A 17197-nucleotide genomic window follows, 5' to 3' on the forward strand; every position below is an offset into this window, starting at 1 on the left:
AACTCAAGGTACTGCTCCAAACAAAGAACATAACAACAGCGAATGTCATGATATAGCAAACTTTTTGTATTTGAGCACACTTGGCATCAGTAGCGTCTATTCCATACGTAGCTCTCTGTTTCATAACGAATGACGAAATCATAGGAGAATGATTAAACGAGAACACTATGATTGGTAGTATCATCAATATCACTCCAAAATACCCTGTTCCTGTTGAAGCAGTAGAAACACTTGAAAAACTAAGCATTGACGTATTCCATTGTGGAATTAAAGATATTGAGATAAAAAGTAAAGAAGCTATGAAAGGATATACTAGCATGCTCATTACCTTTACAATGATATCTTGACCAAAGTTTAGTATAGCTATAAGACCGAGTACTAATATAAGAGATAAAATGGCCCTTGAAGGCTCCTTCATATGCAATTGATGCACGATAAAACTACTTGCAGTATTTGTAAGTGCAACCGAATACATCAGTACGATCGTATAAATTGAGACGAAATATACTATGTTAAAAATTATACTTGCCTTATTGCCAAAATACTCTCTTATTGTACCTGTAATCCCCTCATCAGCAGAATTAGAAGCATATATCATTTTAGCAAGCGCCCTATGTGAGTAATACATAACAGGAAATGCAAGTATAGTAATTAACAGTAATGATAATAAACCACCTGAACCTGCATTAATAGGTAAAAAGAGTACTCCTGCTCCAATTGCTGTTCCAAAAAGGCTCAACGCCCAGGTAGTATCTTGTTTATGCCACTTTTTAGGATCTAGATATTTCTCATTTTTCACTGCAGTATTTTCAGCTTGAAATTCTATTTTTTTTGCAGTATTCCCATTCATATAATAAATCCCCCTTGTATCCTATTCTTACGTCTCTTTTTTAGGCTTAGGAATATAGACCATTTTTGAAAAATGAATCGCTTACAAAATTTGTTACATTGTAATCGATTCCACCTAAACCTGTCTGTCTCTCTCTTAATTTGCGAGGCATTTATCCTCCAACCAACCCTATACATCGCTTCAATAACTTCGCCAGCAGTTTTGATATTGTTTATGCTAGCTAATGCGATGTCCACTGCAGCTAAACTATTTTGAATAAATCCCCCTTCTAAGCACACACCTTTCTTAAAGTAATCGTGTCAGTCCAATTTTAAAATGTTTGATATTTTCTCCGTCGGTAATAGATTACCTCTCGACGCCCTCATTATAACGTTAATATTTACGAGTCCAATTTTTTTTTATTTTTAGAAAGATTGAATAAACTGAATTATGAATAGATAATTAATTCCAAGTGGTATGTAGCAATTGTGTCCATTGTTTGAAGCTGTATTAGTCGGTAGAAAAACAAAAATAATACAGAGTTCCTTTTGTTAACACATTGATTATATTAGGAACTCGTTATAAAGATACTTATATTCTCCTTTGTTCAAGCACCTTATTTTAGACGTGAAAACTGTTATACTAAATGATTAATGCAGATGTAAAGAAATAAATTAAGAAAACATAAAATTATTTTTGTGAATATTTATTATATATATTGAATCTATATTCATTTTTCAGAAAAAAGGAACTTCTCCCCCAAGGAGCCGCCACATCTTCTATAATGATTGACATGTTACGCCTTTTAAAAGAATAACACTATAAGTTTCCATTTACTATATGTAATATTTATTAAGTGTAGTTTTTTCTAAATATGCATAATTGCATAAAGTTTGTAAGAAAAAGAGAGTATACTTTTGTATTGTGTAATAAAGATATAGCCCACCTACGGAAATAGGTGGGCTTTTCATGTATAAAAATTGCATTTATTATATGGCAATTAGAATTGCGGTCAAAATATTATCTCTTCCCCTTTAACTCTCTCAGTCTGCTTTTTCTCAACGTCTGAACCTACTTACGTGCCAAATGTGTAACCAGTAAAAATACCAACAACTATGGAAATAACTAAGATTAATGTGATTTTAATCCACTTTTCCAAACATATATTTTATTTCAGAATATTTAATTTCCATAAGGAACCGAACCGATGGTGTACTTATCCTAACTGGCGTTTAAATGCTTTACCCGCGAAGAAGTAAGCGATAACCATAATGCCCACGCACCAAGCAAGCGCTACCCAAATATCGTTGCCAACAGTCCCTTCATATAAGAGGGCACGAATCGCATTCACGATTGAAGTCACAGGCTGGTTTTCAGCGAACGCACGAACTATTTTTGGCATAGTTTCGGTAGGAACAAAGGCCGAACTGATAAATGGTAGAAAAATTAGCGGGTACGAGTAGGCTGTCGCCCCTTCCATAGACTTCGCTGTCAACCCGGGAATGACAGCCAGCCATGTCAGTGCCAACGTAAACATCCCAAGTATTCCAGCTACCGCGAGCCAATCTAGAATATTAGCACTAGAACGGAAGCCCATTAAAAGCGCAACCAGGATAACCACCACGATAGTAAGCACATTAGCAACGAGTGAGGTTAATACGTGAGCCCACAATACCGACGAGCGCTTGATAGGCATAGTAATAAAACGTGCCATCAATCCACTTTTTACATCCGTAAACAACCGCACGGAAGTGTAAGCGACACCGGATGCGATAGCCATCAACAAGATTCCCGGCAATAAATAATTGACGTAGTTATCCGTTCCTGTCTCTATTGCACCGCCAAATACGTAAACAAATAACAGCATCATCATAATTGGTGTAATCGCTACTGTAATAATCGTATCCGGACTGCGCATAATGTTGCGCATTAAACGCCCTAGTAACACCCCTGTTTTGCTCTTCATTTACATCCCCTCCTTTTTGCCGATGATCGCAAGGAAAATTTCTTCCAATGTCGGCTGCTTCTCGATATACTCCACTTTTGCTGGCGGGAACATCTCTTTAAGTTCAGTAAGAGTACCAGTCGTAATAATTTTTCCGCCATGCAAGATAGCGATACGGTCCGCCAGTTGTTCGGCTTCCTCCAAGTACTGGGTCGTCAATAAGATAGTTGTGCCTGCGCCGGCAAGTTCCTTAACGGTATCCCAAACTTCAATCCGCGCTTCAGGGTCAAGCCCTGTCGTTGGTTCGTCGAGAAAAATGACTGCTGGCGTCCCGATCAAGCTCATAGCGATATCAAGACGGCGCTTCATCCCGCCTGAATATTGGTCTGCTCTCTGATTTGCTGCATCGGTCAAGCTGAATCTTGCAAGCAAATTGTCAGCGACTTGAGCAGGATTGGAAACTCCACGCAACTTGGCGATCATTATCAAGTTTTCTCTCCCGGTAAGCATACCGTCTAAAGCTGCGAACTGCCCTGTCAGACTGATGCTCTGACGAACATGATCTGATTGACGCTGGACGTCAAAGCCGCAAATATCTACTTCGCCGCCATCTTGCTTCATCAGCGTCGAGAGGATGTTGACCGTTGTCGTCTTGCCCGCTCCATTTGATCCCAGCAGTGCGAAAATTTCGCCACGCTGCACCTCAAAATCCACCCCTTTTAAAACTTCCTTGTCTTTAAAAGATTTTTTTAACCCTTTTACAGAAATTGCTGCATTACTCATACTTTTTCCTCCTTATAAAAATGTTTTACGAAGATAGATTACCTACACCTCTCTATTTAGTACCACTGATAATCCGTACTACTTAGTACCGAGTTAAAAATATAACTGAATAGCGATGGCAGCAATTCATATTTGTAACCAGCTAATCAGTCGGTATTATCTATTGCATTTATTTTTTTCTCAATTGCTTCATGATACTCTCATTCAAATCTTCACGATACTTGGAAACATAGGTTTTAGCGTTTGCCACTAGTTCGTCAGCAAAGGAAGCCACGTCATCCCCAGTGATTTCAAGCACTTCTCTTCCTTCCGCCGCACCTGCTTCGAACAAATCGATTAATTCATACTGTATGTGTAACATATCCATCCCGTTACCTGCCGAAAAATTCCACATGTAGTTTTGAATTTTCTTAAACACAAACTGATAGTCCTCTGGCAGAGCCCCAACTCGTGCCATCATCATTTTGTACTCTCTTTTATCACCAATTAATTTTTTGAACATTTCCATCATATTATTTTTCCTCCTTTTTTATAAAGCAGAACAAGAAATTCCAAAAACATTAGACGCAATAACTTATCTTATGAAGCTAGTTTGACTTCAAGACGTTAATTTTTGACGATACAAAATCCCATTTTTTCCAAAACAATTCAAGCTCCTGGCGGCCAGCTTCATTAAGCGAATAAAACTTGCGAGGCGGCCCCATATCTGACGGTTTCTTTTCAATATTCACAAGTTTTTTCTTCTCTAATCGTACGAGGATGGTATATACTGTTCCTTCCACAACTTCGGTAAACCCAAGATCATTCAGGTGACGGGTAATCTCATAGCCATAGGTTTCACGGCGACTAATGATTTCCAGCACACATCCTTCCAGCGAACCTTTCAGCATTTCAGTTAAATTTTCCATATTCTGATCCTCCTCTACCCCCTATTCTGTCTGACTTATATTCAGTATAACAGAGTACTAAGGCGAATTTTTACTGAATAGCTTTTGAGAAGCCTCACTATTCAGTATTACTTATTACAACTACATTGTATGACTAAGTAGATGGAATGTCAACTGGATTTTTAAATTTTTTCTAAAATCCGCTATTACCTATTGGATACTGAATATATTTTTAGAAACCACGCTATTCAGTATTGCTTATTACAAGTACATTGTATGACTAAGTAGCGGTGAATGTCAACTAGACTTTTAAATTTTTTTAAAAAATCCGCTATTACCTATTGGATACTGCCTATTTTCTTTTTAAGAAATCTCACCACATACCTATCCAGCTAAGAAAAAGAAATACCCCAAAACAAAAATTCTACATTTTTGTTTTGGGGCGCTATACTATTCCGAAGTTAATGAATGTGGCTAGCTCTCCTTATTAAGGAGACGGATCATTCTTTTGTTCTTCTACTAATGCACCTGTGCATCTAATACATAAGTTTGCGAATACATACAAATTCTTTATAAAGCCAACTCTACATATAGGACATCCTTTTTGTTACGATAACATCATATTCATGTCTTCTGCTGCGGTTGTAATTAGTTTTAAACCAAATGTTTCTTGTAATACATCAAGCACACCAGGCGAAATAAATTCAGGTGCCTTTGGACCAATGCGAATATCTTGAATCCCAAGACTAAATAGCCCAAGTAAAATGGCAACCGCTTTTTGTTCAAACCAAGATAGGACAATACTCACTGGCAATTCATTCACTTCACATTGAAAAGCATCTGCTAAAGCGGCGGCTATTTTCACTGTAGAAATTGAATTATTACATTGTCCTAAGTCAATGTAACGTGGAATCTCCGTACCGGGAACAACACCATAATTTACATCATTAAAGCGGAATTTCCCACAAGAAGTTGTTAAAATAACCGTTTCTGGCGGAAGTGACGTTGCTAATTCACGATAATATTCTCCGCCTTTTCCTGGGGCATCACAACCTGCAATAACAAAGAAACGCTTTATTTTCCCTTCCTTTACTGCCTCAATAATTTCTGGAGCTAATGATAATACGGTATTATGATGAAACCCTGTTACTAACTGTTCATCCGACTCCATATGTACTTCTGGAAGTTCTAGCGCTTTTTGAATCAATGGTGTAAAATCATCATTTTCAATTTTTCGTACACCTTCTAGGCCTGCAATGTCATATGAAAAGAATCGATCAGAGTATGACCCTTTAATTGGCATAACACAATTCGTTGTTGCCAATATTGCACCAGTAAATTTTTCAAAAAGACGTCGTTGATCATACCACGCCTTACCAATGTTTCCTTTTAAATGTTTATATTTTTTCAGCCTTGGATATCCGTGTGCTGGTAGCATTTCGGAATGCGTATAAATATTAATTTCTTTTCCTTCTGTTTGCTTTAATAATTCCTCTAATGCAAATAGATTATGACCAGTAACTACAATTGCCTTACCTTCTACATGGTTTTGTGTAATTTGAACAGGCTCTGGAACACCAAAGTGATTCGTGTGTGCCTCATCCAACAACTCCATCACTCGTAAAGCTGATTTCCCTACTTTCATAGCCATATCAATATGCTCTTGTTCATTAAAGTTAGAATTTGTTAATGTCATATATAACGCTTCTTGCGTTGTAGCGTCTACAAATGCATCTGTATACCCTAGCTGAGCAGCATGCGTACGATAAGCCGCAATTCCTTTTAATCCAAACACAATCGTATCTTGTAAACTTGCGATTGTTTCATTTTTACCGCAAACACCCATTACTTTACATCCGCCTGTTGGCGTTTGTTCACATTGATAACAAAACATATCATCCCACCCTCTCCCAATCATTCCTTACAAACTAAGCATAATATCCATTGAGAAAAAGGGATGTGATATCAATCACAATAATATATAAAAATTTGTGACAGTTCATCTTGTTGACATAATTTTTTTATTGACACCATAAAATTCATACATAAGCATGTACACTTCTGTTGATGCTTCCAAAAGGCTAAATAATTACTTTAAAGAACGTCTAGCAATATATAAATAAAAATGAATCTTTTACTAGCTCATTGTACAAAACTAAGATTTCTTAATATATTTGGCGATAAAGCGTTTTGAATCTCTTGAGTAAATAATTGTGATTCAATGAATACAGAATTTCACATATAAATACGCTATTCTTTCCTATAATCCAATAGAAAGAATAGCGTATTTTATTTCTTGTTTCTTATTTCAACAAATCCATTGTATGTAAAAGCAATCCTTTGCCACCTACATCACCGTGACCAGGTACTACTAATTTCATATTTCCATATCGGTTCAACACATTTTCAATCGATGTGGACCATTCATTTACATACGCATCAGCAACATTTCCTAAATCTTTCGAGTCAGCTGATTTTACTAGACAGCCTCCAGCTAAAATATTATATTGTGGCAGCCATACAACAATGTTATCTTCTGTATGCCCTTTACCTGGATAGAACGTTTCTACTTTTATATTTCCAAACTTCATATTCGTAATCGTTTGTAAGTCTCCAAGCGGCTCCTCATATCCATTTTTCTTTGCTAGTTCTGCAGTTAACGCTGTACTATGTGCTTTAATCCCTCTTTCTTTCAACGTTTTAATTCCACCAATTCGATCAGCGTGCGCATGTGTAATAATGACATCCGTTACTCTCTTCTGAAATTTCTTTTCTACCATCTCTATTAGTTCCTTCGTTAACTTATCATCCCAAGAAGAATCGACAAGTACTAACCCTTTAGAAGTATTAAGAACTAGACCGTTCGAAGGAACTGCTTCTCCGTTAAAATAACCTAATTCTGTATGAACCCATACATGCTTGTTTAACTGAGAAACTGAAATTGTTCCTGTCTCATTCTTTATTACTTTTTGCCCTAGCTTTTGTTCTGCTTGCACGGAAGATATTGCACTAACAAATTGAGTTACTCCTAGTAAACTTACACATAACCCTACTTTTAATAATATATTCGTTTTCATTTTTATCGATCCTTTCTTTCAAACTAAATGGTTATTACCTAAAATAGACAATTCATTTCAAAAGTTTGTTCCATCTTTACTTACATATTTTTCATGCCATTAATAAAAAAGCGTACAAAATTTTGTACACTTTGAAACTTAACCTTCCTTTTACCATTCACGCTTTTTATTAATCATCATTTTTTCTTCAAACGCCTTCTCTAAATCAATATTTAATTTATTTGCTAAATCACATACATTCCAAATTACATCAAACATTTCTAAACCGATCTCTCGTTTCGAATCTTGTATTTTATCACGCTTTAATATAGCTTCTGTTAATTCCCCTAATTCCGCCATTGCATACATCGTACGCTCTTCAATTGTTGTATGTTGAAACCCTTTTTCTTTACTAAAACTTGCTACATATCTCTGGAATTCTGAAATATTCATATGTAATCTCCCTTCCTAACAAATACTCCATTTTTGCTATTAAGCTTATAATCACAATTGTATTTTGTTAAATTATAACATTCATACTATAATTAATTTATAGTTCATTAATGGAGGTGGTTCCGGTGACCCTCTTCGCTTCTCCATCATTATTCATAGTAGCAATCATCTCATTTTCGCTAGCTTATTTCATTGGAGTAAAACAGTACACTTGGCTTTTATCAGGTTACAATGAACGCCGTGTATCAGATAAAGTGAAGTTATCAAAAATTGTTGGGCTTTATAATTTAAGTGCTGGTGTCCTCGCAACACTCGGTAGTGTCTTCACTACTCCTAACGTCAAAATTATTATTCCCATCATTGTAATTGGCCACGTTTTAATTGCGGCTTATGTAAATACACGAATGATTCATTAAAAAAGATCATCCAAATGGATGATCTTTTTTATAATTTATCGACATATTGCTTTGCTTCTAGTATTGAAAAACCAAATGCTTCTCTTACTCTCTTAACTGCTGTAATCGTTTTTCCATCTTCCACAAGCTGACGCAATTCTTTATTAATTTCAGGATCTCTTTCTACAATCCCCATTTCTTTCGTAATTAATTGCAGCTGCTTCTCAATCCTTTTTAACCTTGCATCTGTTCTCTTTTCAATTTTATTTAGTTTCTCCGCAATATAAATTAACCCAAAAGCCACAATCGGTATGACAATCCAAAATCCCATGACTGCTCCTCCTTCACTAGCTTTCATATGTTTTATTTAAGTAACTTATGTAAATTTTACCACAAGACACATTTAATGTATAATAGTAATATACAACATTATTGATAAAACCTTTTATTTTAGGGGGACACTTTATGAAAAGATTTTTGAAGACATTATTACTATTTGTAGTTCTTTCAATCGCACTACATTTATTATTTGATATAGTTGGTTGGCTTGTTTTCAATGCACCAATTGAAAACAAAGGAGCACTTATTTCCTTAATAACAACCTCATGGCTTATGTACATGTACCGGGATAAATTCCTTCACATGTTCACTTCGAATTAACTTAAAATAAGAAACACTTCATCGATAAAAGATGAAGTGTTTGCTTTTACTCTCCTTCCCTCTATTAAAACCTCTCTTTTTGTTTCAATTACAGATCCTCTCTCTATTTACTCATGTATAATAAAATAAATATTCTGTTTTTAAAAGAAGGGAGTTACTATGAACTTAAAAAGTAACAATATATACGAGAAAATGAACCAATATTACGTTGCCGGATTAAGCCTTGCTGTTATACGTGATGGTAGACTTGATGAAGCGACTGCCTTCGGAACACTTGAATCTGGAACAACTAGAACTGTCACTACGGATTCCATATTCAATTCTTGTTCTATTAGCAAATTCATCACCGCAATACTCGTACTAACATTATCTGATCAAGAAATCGTACATTTAGATGAAGACGTAAATAATCGACTCACATCTTGGAATATCCCTACCAATCTATTTACTTCAAAGAAAAAAATCACGTTGCGAAACTTATTAAGTCACCAATCTGGAATCATTGATCCTCCTAATAGTTTTGAACATTATAAGCTAGAGAAAGGAATACCTAAAATTCCTGAACTCCTTTCTGGTAGAACATTATATTGCCCAGTACCTATAGAAATGAATTATGAACCAGAAAGTGAATTTCATTACTCAGACGCAAACTTTTGTATAATCGAACAACTACTTGAAGATATTACGGGGAAATCCTTCAGTCAGTTACTAGAAGAACTTATCTTCCAGCCACTACAAATGAAAAATAGTACACTCTTCTCTCCCGAAGACATAGATAAAACCGATGATTTTGCTTGCGGGCATAATAAAGATGGAACTGTAACAAATGAGAAGTATCCATTTTATCCATTCGCAGCTGCTTCAGGCATTTGGACAACACCAACTGACTTATCAACTTTAATTATTGAAATCATTCATTCCTTACAGGGAAATAGCAAACTAAAACTTTCTCAAAAAACAGTACTAGATATGATTTCTCCTCAAGGCTGCTCAAAATGGACTGGGTTAGGTGTTTTTCTAGATAATTCTAATGAAGACTTACAAATTTACTCACTTGGATGGGGTGTTGGATTTCAATGTATGATGGTATGTAATCCATACCGAGGTAATGGCGCTGTTATTATGACGAATTCCGATTTAGGTGTCCATCAAAAGGATGGGATTATTGGTGAGGTTTTAAAAATATTATCTATATAATGAGCGAAACAGATATAAAGAAAGAAGCTGATTCTCCCAGCTTCTTTCTTTATATAACATTTTTCACCACAATTTTAATATGTTCTGGTGCGATAATTTCCGTTATACTTTCTTGGAAATCTTCATGCAGCAGTTCTTCAATATGCTCTAACTGCACTTCGACATGTGTGCATTCTAAACTATGTATGTTTAATAGTGCATAATGATCTTTCTTCTTAATTACTAAATATTGATTTTCTTCTGTTATGAGTACAGAACCTAATCGTATTCCTAGTAGACGTTGATCATCAAACTTCACAATCTTTTCCCCTTCCCAACTGTGAATGTAATTACTATACAAAAAACCTAATTTAAGGAAACGAATCTTATATAGACTATATCATACTTTACTAAAATATAAATATCATATTTTCTTTCAATAAAAATCCCCATTTTTTTATATATTTCGATACAAAAAACTTTCTCAACATTTAAATGCGAATTTTCAGTTTTTTTATCTATGAAAATCTATTATAATAAAGCTAATAAATGTTTGACCTCTCCTAATTCATGTACATATGGATGATCAGTAGCTATTGCTACTGATCTATTTTTTGATTTCAGAAAGCAAATACACCGCATCCTTTCCTACACCACAAATAAGCGCAGAACCCCTTTGAGATTGCCACGGTAATCCAATATAATACAATCCTTTTACTGGACTGATTCCCTTTATATGATTAGGAAATCCATTCTCATTTACTGCCTTTTCTATTTCAATCCATTTATAATCTTGAACAAAACCAGTTGACCATATAATACTTTGTGCACTATACGTATCACCATTCTGAAACATAATGTTATTTTCTGATGCACTTACTACTTTTCCCTGTAGTTTCATTGCTCCACTACGAATAAGTTCCTTACCTTCAAAACCAAAAATGGGATCCTTTCTTTTCTGAAACCACCTTCCTCTCTTTGTATGTATTTCGGCATACAATAAACCCATTTTTTCTAACCAATTAAAAATGCTTTTTCTAAAAAGATATAACGGTAAAAACGTTAAAGGATGACTTATAGCCATTGTAACTTCATGAGTTTTTGCAAGTTCTACTGCTATTTGCATGCCTGAATTCCCACCACCTACTACAAGTACTTTTCCCTTTGGAATTTGTAATGGTGATTTATATTGTGATGAATGTATTTGAAAAATATGTGATGAAAGATGTTGTGAAAATGAGGGGATGAATGGTTGCTGAAAACCACCTGTTGCAACAATAACTTTTTTCGATTGTAAAATTTCTGTAGGAGTGTGTAATTCAAAAGTTTCTTTCTCTTTTCTTATTTTTAAAACTTCAGTCTGTAATTGTACCGGCAATTGAAAATACCTTGCATATTCTTCTAAATAAATTGCAATTTCATCTTTACATGGAAATCCATTACCTTCTCCTTTTAATATCATACCTGGTAAACTACTATATTCCCTTGGTGTGAAGAGCTGCAAAGAATCATAGCGGTCTCTCCAAGAATCGCCAATTCTATTTCCCGCCTCAAGTAATAAGAAATTATATCCTTCCTGCTTCAAGTAGTATCCCATTGTTAATCCAGCTTGTCCAGCTCCAACGATAATTATATCTTTCACTCCAATCCCTCCTTCTCACAAACACATGAATATATGTTCATGTGTTCATGCGTTTCCGTAATCATAACATTTTATTTTTATATAATTCAATATCTACCCAAAATAAAAAGAGCAGTTCACTATAAAGTAAACTCCCCTTAATATGTATCATCTCGTTACTCATTAATATTTCAATTGTCCCTAAAGGATCTAACGGCCCATACACACTATCACCTAAATTTATTATCATTTCGACCTTACGACGTGAAATATCTTTTAATACCGCCTTTAAAGCGTGACTATTTCCATAAATATCTGAAATTATCGCTAGTTTTCTTTTCATTGTAACCCCTATTTTGATAAATTATTTATGACACCTCAATTTCTAAACCATTTCCTCATAAAATATTATTCTATTCAAAAATGGATCAATCACAGTTAATTCCATTGTATCCCAAGGTGTTCTCGCTATATCAGGTTTTGAATACGCATAATCTTTACTTGATAAAATAGCATAATAACTTTTTAAATCCTCTATTTTCACACGAATTGCACCGCCTGGTGAAGCATCCCCATGATGTTCAGATAAATGTATTACAGCACCATTTAACGAAATTTGCATATATAATGGCATATTTTCCTCATACCGATGTTCCCAATCCAGTTTAAATCCTAAAAAGTTAAAGTAAAATAACTGAGCTTTTTCAATATCAAAAATTCTAAATATAGGTGTAATCATTTATAATACCCTCCTATTTATAAACATCCGCCGCCAATTCCCGCAAAACATTTACATTCATCACTTCAAAGCAACCATTATTTTTCTTTATAATCTCTTTATCACAAAACGTATTCAATGTGCGCAATAAATGCCGATAACTCGTTCCTAACAATTCAGCTGTTTCCGTTAAATTCCCACTAAATACAATTCTGTTTCCGTGCTGAACCGCTCTTTCCCCTGCTGCTAACATGTAACTCGCAAGTCGATTTTCAAGTGGATATAGTAAATTAATTGTACTATTTTTTGAAAGTCTATTTAATTTGTGAGCTAATGATCCACAAATACATCTTAAAAATTTCGCATCATGAAATAGTTGGTTTCTCACTTTTCCTAAAGGTAGACCAACACAATAAGAATCTGCCATTACTTGTACGTTTGAAGTGATTCTTTGAGAGTGAATTAACTCAACATCTCCTAGTAACTGCAAACTATCATAAAAACATAGTAATACAGATTTCCCGTTACTTAATGTGTTAAATGCTTTCGCTTTTCCTTCAACAAAAAAATATAAATAATCAATCTCTTCATTTTCTCTACAAATAAACTCATTCTTTTTAAAAAATATAAGTTCCATATATGGTTTCATATCACTACTAAAAAATGAATCAATATTATTTTGTTTCATATACTCTGCTAATTTATTAGAATTACATACTTTCTTCATAGTCCCCCACCTTTACAACTTATCCCAATTGTAAACAAAATTTTCTTCTTTCACTATGACATATGTCATAGTAATACACAATTTCAGCATGATACAGTCATTACAAATATGAAATATAAAAAGGGGATATTACATTGTATAACTTTCTTTCTGTCTTTATTGGTGTGCTTATTGCCATTATGCTCCCATTGAATGGGATTTTATCTGGGTCGACTGGCAATTATACAGCGAGTGTTATCATTCATCTTGTAGGTTTAATAGCAGTCATTTTCGTTTTAATCATTAACAAAAATAAAATCCATTTTGATAAAGGTATTCCACTTTATTTATATAGCGCCGGAGCCATTGGAGTTTTTACTGTTCTTTTTAACAACATAAGTTTCTCCGCCCTTGGTGCCTCTATTACGATCGCATTAAGCTTACTCGGTCAATCCATTGCTTCAATTGTTATTGATCATTTCGGTTTATTAGGAATGAAGGTTGCGAAGTTTGAACAGAAAAAACTAATTGGATTATTATTCATCTCTTCTGGAATTATAATCATGACAATTTATTAATGGAGGCAAGAAAATGTTATATATTTGTATCGCTATTTTAGCTGGTGTTTCTATCGTTATTGCAAGAATTATTAACGCGAATTTAGCAAAGAAAATTGGAAATTGGGAAGGTACATTTTTCAATTATATTACTGGATTATTTTTCTCTATGTTATTTTTAATTTTCAGTTCAGATTCATTGTATATTCCTAGTCATACGTTGCAATCAATTCCTATCGCCGTATACTTAGGCGGATTAGTAGGCGTTATCGTCATCTCATTATCAAACTATATTACTCCTAAAATACCAGCGTTTTATTTAACGTTACTCATCTTTATTGGACAATTGTTTACGGGAACTGTCATTGATCTCTTCCTGTCAAACGAACTTTCAATTGGCAAAGTTGTCGGTGGAATTTTCGTATTAATTGGGCTTACTTACAATTTACTCGTTGACCGCCCTATAAAAACCGTGAAGCATAATCACGTTCAACTATAATACTTTACGCTTACCTATCATATATTAATAGAAAAGCTCTTCACATGAAGCAATAGAGAGGAGAATACCCTATTAAGAAAATCATTTTACTGCTAGGTAGCGCATTCATTGTTTTTGGAATCGTATGGTTTTTAAACTCTGGAAAATCTATTCAAGATTTCTATACAACAAATAAACCGAAGAAGAAAGCTACTATTATTTCAACTCAAAGAGACCCAAATGCACCTCCTGTTTTTTTAGGAAAACAGGAAATAAAAGATATACATGTAGAGTCGCTTAAGACAAAAAAATCTATCTTCCTTACAAAAACAGATGAATTAAAAACATTCATTAACAGTATGGATACAGCAAAAAAAGGCGATTTAACGCTCGATGAAGAAGGTTCTGATTTAGTAGATTGTAACATGTGGATTACTTTCCAAGATGGGACTTATAAACAATATTTAATTTGGATAGTAGATAACAATAGTAGTGAAGTTATGATTGCCCATCAAAAAACTCCTGATGACGTAGATCTTACTTATTATCAATTAAATGAAGGTAATTCGAAAAAAGTATATAACTTATTTAAAAAGGTTATTTAATAGAAAAAGTCATGAGCTAATAGGCCCATGACTTTTTCTACTTATATATATTCAGGGAACACTTTACAACTCTTTTCCTGCTCCATATCATGACCAAAGAAAACAATTGGGTTCTCTTTCATCACAACTTCTTTTAAACGTTTAATTGAAGATAAAGCTAATTCCGAATCAAATCCAGCGAACGGCACTTCATCTTCAAAATTTTCTTTCGTATAAGATGCATCAATTGTTAATAATACAGAACCGGATTTTTCTGTCTCAATTAATAGCGACTGATGCCCTGGAGTATGGCCCGGTGTATACAATAATTGAACTCCTGGTACGACTTCATAATCGCCTTCAATGATTTTGTAGTTTAAATTCGGCAGTATACATTCTTTCAAATATTCTTCGCTATGCTGTGCCGCCTCATATTCAGCACGCTGTACAATGATTGGTGTATTTATAAAAGCACCATTTCCTCCTGCATGATCAAAATGCAAGTGAGAGCTAATAATATAAAGAAGGTCTTCCGGCTCATACCCTGCACGTTTTAAAACATTTACGATTCTATCTTCTTCCGTCATTTTCGGTAAAATTTGTCCTTCAACAAATGTGCCGTTAAAAAGGTCTTCATTGTTAACCGCACTTTCTGGCATACCTGTATCTACTAAAATAGGCCCCTCTTCTGTTTCCAAAAGATAACACCATACAGGCAAATTCAATAATTCACCTGATGCAAGTGTACTATTAATAGAAGAATGATCTAACATACAACGACCTGCTGGGACGAAATAAAGCTTCTTTACTGTCATTATGTATCCACCTTTACATTTAGTTTTGAATAAAGTAATACAGTAAAGCATTCCGCCTGTTAGGAATAAACTCCTTCTCTTCTTTCATTGTTTCAACTATTTTTTCAGGTTGTTCACAAATTCTTCATTACAGCATTACTTATCAGTTTTTAATTTCCGAATAACAAAAAACAATAAAACAGCCGTGATATAACATATAGCAATGCCTACAAAACTAATGCTAAATCCATTTTGTTGAATAGCCATAACTTTTAAAACATCTAAATTTAATACGTGACCAATTAACGAATACATAATGATAATTGCCATTACGATTAAATAATCGCTTTTGCTTAGTTTTACTGTCATTAGTCATTCACCTCGCATCGCTTTCTATACCGATTGCACATTATTTATCAGAATTTTAAAACTAAACAAACGACAGCATAAAAAGGAGTCTACTTTTTTACATAACGGTGCTTTACCCACTATAATAAAAAAGAATAGACTCTTACTTTAATGGAGGGAATACAAATGAAAGCAATTGGTTTACATGAATACTTACCTATTGAAGAAGAAAACAGTTTAATTGATATTGAAGTTGAAAGACCTGTTGCCACAGGAAGAGATATACTCGTTAAAATTAACGCTATTTCCGTTAATCCAGTTGATACAAAAGTTCGCTCTCCGAAAGATAAAAAAGAAGATGTAGCGAAAATACTTGGCTGGGATGCTAGTGGTATTGTCGTACAAACTGGCGAAGGTTGTACATTATTTAAAGAAGGCGATGAAGTATTTTACGCTGGAAGTATTACGAGACAAGGTACATATAGTGAATACAATTTAGTTGATGAAAGAATTGTCGGTAAAAAACCAAAAACTTTAACTGCCGCTGAATCTGCAGCACTTCCTTTAACAGCCATTACAGCATGGGAAGGTTTGTTTGAACGTTTAGGGATTGATTATAATAAGAAAGATGAAAATTCATTTAAAAACATTTTAATTATCGGCGGAGCTGGTGGGGTTGGCTCGATTGCTATTCAGTTAGCTAAATGGGCTGGACTAAACGTAATCGCAACCGCATCCCGCAACGAAACCATACACTGGGTTGAAAAATTCGGTGCCGATTATATAGTTAATCATCACCAACCTTTAAAAGATCAAATATTAGAATTTGGGCTAAAAGATGTAGATTATATCTTCTGCTTAAACAATACTGATCAACATTGGCACGCGATGGGTGACATCATTAAACCACAAGGGAAAATTTGCTCTATCGTAGAAAATGAACACCCTCTTGAGATGGGGATTTTAAAAAGTAAAAGCGCTACATTCGTTTGGGAGTTTATGTTCACAAAAGCGATGTATGAAACTGGTGATATGATTACGCAGCATGAACTATTAAATAAAGTAAGCGAACTATTAGATGAAGGTATTCTTCAAACTACTTTAAATGATACGTTAACACCAATTAATGCAGAAAACCTTAAAAAAGCACATGCATTACTTGAAAGTGGACGTACAATTGGGAAGATTGTATTAGAAAAGTTTTAAT

General features: G+C 34.4%; 22 protein-coding genes and 3 pseudogenes. 7 read left to right on the top strand and 18 right to left on the bottom strand.

Annotated features, from left to right (window positions below):
• From CQZ94_RS09135 to CQZ94_RS09170, 10 genes and pseudogenes are all read right to left on the bottom strand, one after another.
• A partial coding sequence (locus CQZ94_RS09135) for an amino acid permease (RefSeq protein WP_308727705.1) occupies nucleotides 1-850 on the bottom strand: 850 nt, incomplete at its 3' end.
• Between the two features lie 46 nt (nucleotides 851-896).
• A pseudogene (locus tag CQZ94_RS32355) lies at nucleotides 897-1101 on the bottom strand (hypothetical protein); the annotation flags it as partial.
• Between the two features lie 691 nt (nucleotides 1102-1792).
• Nucleotides 1793-1988, bottom strand: a pseudogene (locus tag CQZ94_RS32360) (PRK06770 family protein); the annotation flags it as partial.
• A 57-nt stretch (nucleotides 1989-2045) separates the two neighbouring features.
• Nucleotides 2046-2795, bottom strand: a complete 750-nt coding sequence (locus CQZ94_RS09140; protein ID WP_105585146.1) for an ABC transporter permease — start codon at nucleotides 2793-2795, stop codon at nucleotides 2046-2048.
• Complete coding sequence (locus tag CQZ94_RS09145; RefSeq protein ID WP_105585147.1) at nucleotides 2796-3557, bottom strand: ABC transporter ATP-binding protein; 762 nt, start codon at nucleotides 3555-3557, stop codon at nucleotides 2796-2798.
• A 169-nt stretch (nucleotides 3558-3726) separates the two neighbouring features.
• Nucleotides 3727-4068: a DUF1048 domain-containing protein gene (locus tag CQZ94_RS09150; RefSeq protein ID WP_105585148.1), complete on the bottom strand. Its 342-nt coding sequence runs from the start codon at nucleotides 4066-4068 to the stop codon at nucleotides 3727-3729.
• A 76-nt stretch (nucleotides 4069-4144) separates the two neighbouring features.
• On the bottom strand, nucleotides 4145-4465 hold the full coding sequence (locus tag CQZ94_RS09155) for a PadR family transcriptional regulator (protein ID WP_000429483.1): 321 nt from the start codon (nucleotides 4463-4465) through the stop codon (nucleotides 4145-4147).
• A 586-nt stretch (nucleotides 4466-5051) separates the two neighbouring features.
• A complete protein-coding gene (gene hcp / locus CQZ94_RS09160; RefSeq protein WP_105585149.1) occupies nucleotides 5052-6338 on the bottom strand; it encodes a hydroxylamine reductase in 1287 nt (428 codons plus the stop codon).
• Nucleotides 6339-6747: 409 nt separating this feature from the next.
• On the bottom strand, nucleotides 6748-7521 hold the full coding sequence (gene bla2, locus CQZ94_RS09165; protein WP_105585150.1) for a BcII family subclass B1 metallo-beta-lactamase: 774 nt from the start codon (nucleotides 7519-7521) through the stop codon (nucleotides 6748-6750).
• Between the two features lie 150 nt (nucleotides 7522-7671).
• The gene (locus CQZ94_RS09170) at nucleotides 7672-7953 is read right to left on the bottom strand and encodes a MazG nucleotide pyrophosphohydrolase domain-containing protein (RefSeq protein WP_105585151.1); all 282 of its coding nucleotides are present in this window, start codon (nucleotides 7951-7953) and stop codon (nucleotides 7672-7674) included.
• A gap of 125 nt (nucleotides 7954-8078) precedes the next feature.
• On the opposite strand from CQZ94_RS09170, the gene CQZ94_RS09175 reads away from it, so the two are divergent.
• Entirely contained in the window at nucleotides 8079-8369 is a 291-nt protein-coding gene (locus CQZ94_RS09175; protein WP_105585152.1) for a DUF3784 domain-containing protein, read from the top strand.
• Nucleotides 8370-8397: 28 nt separating this feature from the next.
• On the opposite strand, the gene CQZ94_RS09180 is transcribed toward CQZ94_RS09175, so the two are convergent.
• A complete protein-coding gene (locus tag CQZ94_RS09180) occupies nucleotides 8398-8679 on the bottom strand; it encodes a hypothetical protein (RefSeq protein ID WP_105585153.1) in 282 nt (93 codons plus the stop codon).
• Nucleotides 8680-8813: 134 nt separating this feature from the next.
• Between CQZ94_RS09180 and CQZ94_RS09185 the strand changes: the two genes are divergently transcribed.
• Both CQZ94_RS09185 and CQZ94_RS09190 read left to right on the top strand, forming a co-directional pair.
• Nucleotides 8814-9008 carry a hypothetical protein gene (locus CQZ94_RS09185; RefSeq protein ID WP_105585154.1) on the top strand — a complete coding sequence of 65 codons (195 nt, stop codon included), beginning with the start codon at nucleotides 8814-8816 and terminating at the stop codon, nucleotides 9006-9008.
• A gap of 159 nt (nucleotides 9009-9167) precedes the next feature.
• Nucleotides 9168-10205, top strand: a complete 1038-nt coding sequence (locus CQZ94_RS09190) for a serine hydrolase domain-containing protein (protein WP_105585155.1) — start codon at nucleotides 9168-9170, stop codon at nucleotides 10203-10205.
• A gap of 49 nt (nucleotides 10206-10254) precedes the next feature.
• On the opposite strand, the gene CQZ94_RS09195 is transcribed toward CQZ94_RS09190, so the two are convergent.
• From CQZ94_RS09195 to yeiL, 5 genes and pseudogenes are all read right to left on the bottom strand, one after another.
• Nucleotides 10255-10503, bottom strand: coding sequence for a hypothetical protein (locus CQZ94_RS09195; protein WP_105585156.1), 249 nt, complete (start codon nucleotides 10501-10503; stop codon nucleotides 10255-10257).
• Between the two features lie 288 nt (nucleotides 10504-10791).
• On the bottom strand, nucleotides 10792-11826 hold the full coding sequence (locus CQZ94_RS09200) for a flavin-containing monooxygenase (protein ID WP_105585157.1): 1035 nt from the start codon (nucleotides 11824-11826) through the stop codon (nucleotides 10792-10794).
• Nucleotides 11827-11956: 130 nt separating this feature from the next.
• Nucleotides 11957-12148: pseudogene (locus CQZ94_RS09205) on the bottom strand (metallophosphoesterase family protein); the annotation flags it as partial.
• Nucleotides 12149-12190: 42 nt separating this feature from the next.
• Nucleotides 12191-12544, bottom strand: a complete 354-nt coding sequence (locus CQZ94_RS09210) for a glyoxalase superfamily protein (protein ID WP_105585159.1) — start codon at nucleotides 12542-12544, stop codon at nucleotides 12191-12193.
• A 13-nt stretch (nucleotides 12545-12557) separates the two neighbouring features.
• Entirely contained in the window at nucleotides 12558-13250 is a 693-nt protein-coding gene (yeiL, locus tag CQZ94_RS09215; RefSeq protein WP_105585160.1) for a transcriptional regulator YeiL, read from the bottom strand.
• A 134-nt stretch (nucleotides 13251-13384) separates the two neighbouring features.
• Here yeiL and CQZ94_RS09220 point away from each other — a divergent pair, with 134 nt between their 5' ends.
• From CQZ94_RS09220 to CQZ94_RS09230, 3 genes are all read left to right on the top strand, one after another.
• Nucleotides 13385-13807, top strand: a complete 423-nt coding sequence (locus CQZ94_RS09220) for a DMT family transporter (RefSeq protein WP_105585161.1) — start codon at nucleotides 13385-13387, stop codon at nucleotides 13805-13807.
• 13 nt (nucleotides 13808-13820) lie between these two features.
• Complete coding sequence (locus tag CQZ94_RS09225; RefSeq protein ID WP_105585162.1) at nucleotides 13821-14285, top strand: DMT family transporter; 465 nt, start codon at nucleotides 13821-13823, stop codon at nucleotides 14283-14285.
• An 89-nt stretch (nucleotides 14286-14374) separates the two neighbouring features.
• Nucleotides 14375-14869: a hypothetical protein gene (locus tag CQZ94_RS09230; protein WP_105585163.1), complete on the top strand. Its 495-nt coding sequence runs from the start codon at nucleotides 14375-14377 to the stop codon at nucleotides 14867-14869.
• Between the two features lie 41 nt (nucleotides 14870-14910).
• Here the strand turns inward: CQZ94_RS09230 and aiiA are convergent, their stop codons facing one another.
• Both aiiA and CQZ94_RS09240 read right to left on the bottom strand, forming a co-directional pair.
• The gene (aiiA, locus tag CQZ94_RS09235; RefSeq protein ID WP_105585164.1) at nucleotides 14911-15663 is read right to left on the bottom strand and encodes a quorum-quenching N-acyl homoserine lactonase AiiA; all 753 of its coding nucleotides are present in this window, start codon (nucleotides 15661-15663) and stop codon (nucleotides 14911-14913) included.
• 135 nt (nucleotides 15664-15798) lie between these two features.
• A complete protein-coding gene (locus tag CQZ94_RS09240; protein WP_105585165.1) occupies nucleotides 15799-16011 on the bottom strand; it encodes a hypothetical protein in 213 nt (70 codons plus the stop codon).
• Between the two features lie 165 nt (nucleotides 16012-16176).
• Here CQZ94_RS09240 and CQZ94_RS09245 point away from each other — a divergent pair, with 165 nt between their 5' ends.
• The gene (locus CQZ94_RS09245) at nucleotides 16177-17196 is read left to right on the top strand and encodes a zinc-binding alcohol dehydrogenase family protein (RefSeq protein ID WP_105585166.1); all 1020 of its coding nucleotides are present in this window, start codon (nucleotides 16177-16179) and stop codon (nucleotides 17194-17196) included.
• Nucleotide 17197 lies beyond the last annotated feature (1 nt).

Origin of the sequence: Bacillus sp. MYb209 (assembly GCF_002975175.1) — a bacterium.
Classification (GTDB): domain Bacteria; phylum Bacillota; class Bacilli; order Bacillales; family Bacillaceae_G; genus Bacillus_A.